Genomic DNA, 7,398 nt, shown 5'->3' on the forward strand with positions numbered 1-7,398 from the left:
GGTCACGCTATAAAGGCTAGAATTATGTCGCCGATTAACGATGGCAAAGTTTTCGTTTTCAAAATCAGTTCATTTTACAAAAGCAAAACCGATTCTGATGCTTATGAGCCCGCATCAACATTTACTTCTTACGCAAATGCTGAACGACATTTACTTCAATACCTGGAAGGTTTCCAGAATACCCTAGATCTTGGCGGCGATATAGCACCAGGAAGTACTTTTTAGTTGTTTTCTTTATCATCTTTCTCAGGCGGAAGTTCAGACTGGATTACCTCTTCTTCAAATTCCTTTTTGTCTTTTTGGTTTCTTTTGATCAGGTAGGCAATTAAAATAATGACCAGAACCGCAACACCGATTAATATTGGATAATTCATATTCGTTCGATTAAATTCTAACCTATGTGATTTAACCTAAGTTATGAGAAATATTTTATATGTTAAGCAGTTAGCTACGTGTTAACATAATCATAATATTAATTTAACTTTCCGATTCTCTATCTTTGGGAAAACCCATAAGTTTTAGATGAAAAAGAACAAATCCAAGTCGAAAAGTCATTCGACAAGCAAAAAACTACGCAAAGAATTAGAATCGAAATTAGCCCTTGCATTTAACGAACTTGTTATCCAGTATGGCAAAGCAAAAAAAGCCGATAAAGTAATCGAAAAATTTGCAAAGCAATTAACTAAAAAAGTTACTTTCGCCACTCAAGATGATTCTATAACGCCATATATCAAAGAAGAGGAAGTTACTCCWGCGACTCCGAAGGCAAAAGCTGCTAAACCTGCTGTAGCAAAGAAAGCAAAAGAAGAGGTTAAAGAGGCAGTATAAATACGATTATAAAATAAAGCGGGTGTTCACCATTATGATGAACACCCACTTTTTTATGCTTATTAAAGAATAGTTTGCTATTATAGATTAGCTAACAAATCTACACCATCAACAGTAGCCCATTTTCCTTTTGTTAAAGAAGCACCCGTTGCAGTAGTTGAAGTAGTCCAGTTGGTACCAAAACTTGCTGCGTTTACTGTGAAAGTTGTTGCACCTGCGATGAACAATGTAGGGGTATTAGTTATTTTTACGTTTGTTAATTTAATTTTTCCAGTTAATACCTGATCGTTATAAGTAACTAAATCTTTGATTTGAACTGCCCCACCGACAAGTGCTGTTGGAGTTGTTTGGCTATTATATCCATCAATTACGATATTGCTGTAATCGCCATTACCCAGTAATATTGGTTACTTTAGGCCAAAATGCATTGTTAACACTTTTTGCTTCTACTTCCATGCCGTAGTTAGCCACACCAGTTTGATAAGCAAACCAGTTGGTATTGTCTTGACCTCTCCAGCCATCTTGCCAATCGAAAGCATCATCAGCATTACCATAAGAAATTAAGTTTTTAGCACTTACAGTTCCACCATAAAATTCGAAACCATCATCATTTCCTTTGTAAGAAACCAGGTTTTCTAATACTGTTCCACTACCTACTGAGTAGAATGAGAAACCATTTTGTTCTTTAGAGTTGGTAGTAATTACACGACCAGCATATTCTACTCTTACATATTTTAACGAACCACCATTATGGGCAGCATTAGTACCACCGTATGGTAATAACAAACCATCCTCAGAGTTTGAAGTTTGTACCCCTGATGCCGAGTTTACAATCGGCGCATCACCATACATGATGATACCATTCCAAGAACCACCAACTTTTGATTTTTCGGTTAATACAATCGGATTATCGGCAGTACCGTTGGCAATTAGCTTACCACCATTTAATACTACTAAACCATCATCACCATCAGCTTTATCTGCGGTAAAAGTAGAACCTGCCTCGATAGTTAAAGTAACACCCGATTGAATTTTAACAATACCTTTTAACGTATAATTACCAAAAGCCAATGTTCTGTTAGCTGTAATATCGCCTGTGATTTCGCCTACTACCGGAACTTTTGTAGGGATTTCATCATCTTCGTCTTTTGAACAGCCCGTAAAAATTGTAGCTGACACAGCAATTGCATAAAGTAATTTTTTCATTTTTAATCTTTTTTAATTTTCCTTTTGATGTGTAAATTTAGTTTTCCTATGTTTTGAATACATTAACCCATGTTTAACATTACGTAAACCGAAGGTTAAGGAATCGTAATATTAAATTAGAATGTGTAGCCAAGGCCTAACGACACGCCAACACCTCTTTTATAATCTTTAACAGTAAGGCTGTTCTCGTATATTTTCACTAAGCTCTTTTCGCCCAAATCAACTTTATAAGTTGGATTTAAGATATTCTCTACACCAAACTTTAAATCCCACTTGCTCGCAATTTTGTTGTTCCAGATCAAATCTAGTTTTCCAAATGGTTTCTCGTAGTAGTTATCTAAGCCATTGGTACCCACAGCATAAATACGTTCGCCATAAATATTATAGGCTAAAGTGATGGTGCTTTTCCAGTTTTTACCAAAATTACTTTCATGTTTGATATCAGCATTGATTAACCACGGTGACGCGCCCTGCAACTTGCGGGTATTATCATTACCAATAGCAGCAGTTTCAGCACTATTTTTTACCTTATCAATAGTAGTTTGGGTATACATCAATGAGGTATTGAAACCAACCGAGAAATTAGAAAGGGATTCGCTGAACCTTGAGAGTTGCAATAAAAATTCTAATTCAGCACCATATAAAACTGCTTTTTTAGAGTTATCATAAGTAATGGCTAAACCACCACTTCCTGCGGTTTGTGTAAATAAACGTTCTATAGGATTCTTCAAATATTTGGCAAAACCTGTTATGGCAAACATTTCTGTATTAGAAGGAAAAAACTCATATTTTACATCAACATTGTAGTTTTTACTGTTTACCACATTAGGGTTACCATTTTCGATAGTCGCATCCGGATTTACGAACTCTAATGGGAAAGCTTCCATAATAACCGGTTTGGTTAAGGTTTTTGAAAGTGATAGCCTTAAGTTCGTTTTCTCAGTAACCGAATATTTAAAGTTTACGGCTGGTAAAACATCAGTATTATTTTTAGTTACTCTCACAAGAGGGTCATCAAAAGTACCCTGATTTCTAAACCTGGTAATCCGTTGAGATTGCTCTACCCTTACCCCACCATTGATGTTAATTTTATCTCCGATAACCAACGATAAATCGGCATAACCAGCGTTAACACTTTCTTGCATGCGGGCAAGGTAGGTTGCACCTGTACCTTCATTATAAGTAAAGCCGCCATTAGCAATCTGACCAGCCAATGTAGCATCAGGCTGATTGGTATTAAAAGTAGCACTATTAGAGGCTAGATTTTGCGAAACTAAAAACCTGAAATTAGATTCTATTTTATTGAAAGAGCCATTGTAACCTAGTGTAAATTTATTGGCTTTTTCTTTATCGCCGTTTCCAAACTTCAAGTTATATTCCAATAAACCAGATCCGAAGAAATCGCCGTTAAAATCCATATACTGTCTTGAAATACTGTTGCCGGTATAACTAATTGATGTGGTATTCGCATCTAGCTGTACTCCTTTAAACGATTTTCTATCAGGAAGCTCATAACCTGTTTTTGAATAAGAAGCTCCTGCCCTTACGCTATGTCTGTCGTCTTCGGTTATTTTATAATTCGCGAATACCTGACCGGTAAAGAAATCGGTTTTTTGCAACTGGTTTAAACGGATAAATGAGTTAGTAACCGTAGCCTGGCTATTGGTATAACCCAGTTGATCCTGAATCATTGTTTCTGTTCCTTTTAAATAAAAGGCATTTAAATTAAGGTTTAACCTGTTGGTACCATAATTAATTGCACCTAATACCGATGAATTGGTAGAAAACCTATATTTAGTGGTATATAAGTTGTTGTCGTAAATACCTTGTGCGGTATTAAAGAAACGATCTACACCTTCTCTAATCTGAAAATTATTATCTGTATTTACAGAAACCAGATACTGGAAATAGCGGTTGTTTTCAAATCTGATTTTTCGTGTATGTAGTATACCAATATTTGTATTCAAAGGCGCATTTCCCTCTTCAACATCGAAACCGGATCCGAATTGCGAATTGGCTTCGTTTCCAGTCATGGTATAAGATGATGGTTTCTTGCCGAAAACCTTAGGTAAATCACGTCCATTATTAGGAAAACCAAAGTAATCTCCAATTGAAGTTTCACCTTCAGGTCTTAAGAATTTCTTAAAGCTACTGTTAGAAAGAAAGCTGGTACCAATATTAATTTTAGTTACTGCTTTTTCGCCCTTAGCGGTTACAATGTTAAAAGTTCCACCGGCAAAATCGCCATATAAGCCTGAGTTAAAAGTTTTGTAAGTTTCCAAAACACTTACAATATCCGTTGGAAAAAGATCTAAGGGGATAATTTTTTTAAACGGATTGTTAGAAGGTACTGCTAAACCATTTATTAATAAGTTGTTATACCTATCTTCTAAACCTCTTACAAATAAACCCCTGCCGTCTACCTTAGTAATACCTGTAATTTTTGTCAATCCTTCTTCAACATCACTTACACCTTTTCTAGATAGTTCCTGGATTCCGATGCCCTGTTTAATTTCTATTGCATTTTTTTGAAGCGATAAAAGTGCCGTTTCAGTCTCTCTACTTGCCTGGCCTTTTACCTGTACATCAGCCAATTTCTGAGAATTTGATTCATCAAGCGCCAGGTTTAAGGTAGTTGTACCTCCACCATTTACTTCAACAGCTGGTACCTCCTTTGTAGCATAACCTACGTACGATGCTTCGATAATAAATTTACCATCTTGCAATGCAGCAATAGTATATTTACCATCAGCTCCTGTAGAAGTACCTTTAGTGGTACCTTTAATTTTAACCGTTACTCCAATTAAGGTTTCGCCGGTTTTTTTATCGGTAACTGTTCCAGAAATTTTTCCTGTCTGCGCATATGATAATATGCTGATCGTTAAAGCGAACACAGTGAGTGCCGCTCTTTTAAAAGAGTTTAGTAAGTCCAATTTGCCTTTATTTGATAAGGGCAAAAGTATTACCACAGTGTTAACTGCAAGTTAGGTATTAATTAATATTACTTTACCTTAAGGTTAACTGAATGTTAATCACTTTTCGAATCAGTAACGAATACCTACTTTCTTACAAATGAAGTGCAATAACCAGATCGGACCTATTAACAAGAACTTAACATCATCAAGGAATGAAGGTTTTTTCCCCTCAATTTTATGCCCAATAAACTGACCGATCCAGGCGGCTACAAATATTGCCGCATAAATGGCATAGGCCGTTCCACTACCTAAGCCTACCGCCTGTTCAATTTTAACGATGATGTAACTCATTAAACCCACCACCCAGATCATTAAGAAAAACAACACAGGTGAAAGTGTAAAGTAATAATACAAGCTAAAGGCCAATAGAAAAGACGCCCAGTTAAAGAAACCGTTGTAGCTACCTAAAAAACCGATATGTGGAAAAGGAATCTGCCAGATCAACCCCAGTAAGCTGAATACAATTAACGGAACACAGATCCAGTGCACCAGCTTGTTTGTTGGATTTTGGTGACTTTCGGCATACTTATCAAAAAGCACATCTACTGCCCGCTTTGGTTCGATTGTTATGGTTTGCTTGCTCATTATGTAAAAATAAAAAAAAGCGATGGAATATCCATCGCTTTATAATTTGTTTTGTCCTTCAGACCTTATAGGTTTTTAAAAACCTATAAGGTCTTTAAAAAATTATTTCGCAAATGCTACAGAACGGGTTTCTCTAATTACAGTAACCTTAATCTGCCCTGGATAAGTCATTTCGGTTTGAATACGGGTTGAAATATCTGCAGCTAAAAGTTCTGCCTGTGCATCAGTAATACGTTCACTTTCTACAATCACACGTAATTCTCTACCAGCCTGAATTGCAAACGTTTTTTCAACGCCAGGATAAGATAAAGCCAGTTCTTCTAAATCTTTAAGGCGTTTGATATAACTTTCTACCACCTCGCGACGTGCACCCGGACGCGCACCAGAGATTGCGTCACAAGCCTGTACGATTGGAGAGATCATTGAAGTCATCTCAATTTCATCGTGGTGGGCACCAATAGCATTACAAATTTCAGGGTGCTCTTTATATTTCTCGGCCAATTGCATACCTAAAATTGCGTGTGGCAATTCAGGGTTATCATCAGGCACTTTACCTATATCGTGTAATAAACCTGCGCGTTTAGCCATTTTAGCATTTAAGCCTAATTCGGCAGCCATCGTCGCACAGAAATTAGCTACCTCACGAGAGTGATGTAACAAGTTTTGTCCGTAAGATGAACGGTAACGCATACGGCCAACCATACGGATTAACTCAGGGTGTAAACCATGGATACCTAAATCGATTACTGTACGCTCACCAATCTCTACAATTTCGTCTTCGATCTGTTTTTTGGTTTTCGCTACAATTTCCTCGATACGAGCCGGGTGGATACGACCATCTGTTACCAAACGGTGTAAAGCCAAACGGGCAATTTCTCTTCTTACCGGATCGAAACCTGATAAAATAATTGCTTCTGGTGTATCATCAACAATAATCTCAATACCGGTAGCAGCTTCTAAAGCACGGATGTTTCTACCCTCTCTACCAATAACACGACCTTTAATCTCATCGCTTTCGATATGAAAAATAGAAACCGAATTTTCAATTGCAGCTTCGGTAGCAGTACGCTGAATGGTTTGGATTACTACTTTTTTAGCTTCTTTGCTCGCCGTTAACTTTGCCTCATCAACAATATCCTTCACCTGCATCATTGCCTGTGTACGGGCTTCTTGTTTCAGATTTTCTACCAATTGCTCTTTAGCTTCTTCGGCAGACAGACCAGCAATGGTTTCTAATTGTTTTAGGTGTTGGTTTTTAAGCACTTCAACTTCTTCTTGCTTTTTAATCGCAATTTCGGTTTGCTTTTCTAAAACGCTTTTTTGTTTATCGAGTTCTTGTTCTTTTTTATTGAAATTTTCCATGCGCTGGTTTACCGATTGCTCTTTCTGCTTCATGGTATTTTCGCGTTGGTTAATGTTATTGTTTTTGGCATTTACTTCTTGCTCATGCTCCGCTTTCATTTGCAAAAACTTTTCTTTTGCTTCTAAAAGTTTATTCTTTTTTAAGATCTCTGCATTGTTTTCAGCATCTTTTAAAATCTTTTTCACTTTGTTCTGTGCTGCAACTTCCTGCTGTTTAAGCAAGTTACGCAGTAGGAATCTTCCTACCACCACTCCGATAGCAATACCCGCTATTACGGCAAATACGTATCCTAATATTTCAACTATTTCCATTTTGTTTTTTAAGTAAAAAAAAACCGCAACTAATTTTTAAAGTCTCATACATTTTAAACCTCAACTAAGCATAATTAGGGTTTAAGCCATTTTCAGGTGCCATAGCAGATGAAATACGCCCTCTTAACCC

General features: G+C 36.8%; 8 protein-coding genes. 2 read left to right on the forward strand and 6 right to left on the reverse strand.

Translation table 11 applies throughout. The annotated features are described in order from the left end of the window. Positions 1 to 225 (forward strand): hypothetical protein (locus tag AC1DND_RS15745; RefSeq protein ID WP_477582991.1); only part of this gene is annotated, 225 nt, incomplete at its 5' end. On the opposite strand, the gene AC1DND_RS15750 is transcribed toward AC1DND_RS15745, so the two are convergent. Further along, a complete protein-coding gene (locus tag AC1DND_RS15750) occupies positions 222 to 374 on the reverse strand; it encodes a hypothetical protein (protein ID WP_215129302.1) in 153 nt (50 codons plus the stop codon). The two genes, AC1DND_RS15745 and AC1DND_RS15750, sit on opposite strands and share 4 nt — an antisense overlap. Positions 375 to 522: 148 nt before the next feature. Between AC1DND_RS15750 and AC1DND_RS15755 the strand changes: the two genes are divergently transcribed. Further along, positions 523 to 828 carry a hypothetical protein gene (locus tag AC1DND_RS15755; protein WP_477582993.1) on the forward strand — a complete coding sequence of 102 codons (306 nt, stop codon included), beginning with the start codon at positions 523 to 525 and terminating at the stop codon, positions 826 to 828. An 80-nt stretch (positions 829 to 908) separates the two neighbouring features. Here the strand turns inward: AC1DND_RS15755 and AC1DND_RS15760 are convergent, their stop codons facing one another. The 5 genes from AC1DND_RS15760 to rny form a co-directional block, all read right to left on the reverse strand. Continuing rightward, on the reverse strand, positions 909 to 1,055 hold the full coding sequence (locus AC1DND_RS15760; RefSeq protein ID WP_477582995.1) for a hypothetical protein: 147 nt from the start codon (positions 1,053 to 1,055) through the stop codon (positions 909 to 911). A 163-nt stretch (positions 1,056 to 1,218) separates the two neighbouring features. Beyond that, positions 1,219 to 2,034: a hypothetical protein gene (locus AC1DND_RS15765; RefSeq protein ID WP_477582997.1), complete on the reverse strand. Its 816-nt coding sequence runs from the start codon at positions 2,032 to 2,034 to the stop codon at positions 1,219 to 1,221. A 116-nt stretch (positions 2,035 to 2,150) separates the two neighbouring features. Continuing rightward, the gene (locus AC1DND_RS15770; RefSeq protein WP_477582999.1) at positions 2,151 to 4,967 is read right to left on the reverse strand and encodes a TonB-dependent receptor; all 2,817 of its coding nucleotides are present in this window, start codon (positions 4,965 to 4,967) and stop codon (positions 2,151 to 2,153) included. Between the two features lie 111 nt (positions 4,968 to 5,078). After that, positions 5,079 to 5,594, reverse strand: a complete 516-nt coding sequence (locus AC1DND_RS15775) for an Mpo1 family 2-hydroxy fatty acid dioxygenase (protein ID WP_477583001.1) — start codon at positions 5,592 to 5,594, stop codon at positions 5,079 to 5,081. Between the two features lie 102 nt (positions 5,595 to 5,696). Continuing rightward, positions 5,697 to 7,268, reverse strand: a complete 1,572-nt coding sequence (gene rny, locus AC1DND_RS15780; RefSeq protein WP_029277270.1) for a ribonuclease Y — start codon at positions 7,266 to 7,268, stop codon at positions 5,697 to 5,699. Between the last annotated feature and the right edge of the window lie 130 nt (positions 7,269 to 7,398).

Source organism: Pedobacter sp. 01N416 (assembly GCF_056399685.1).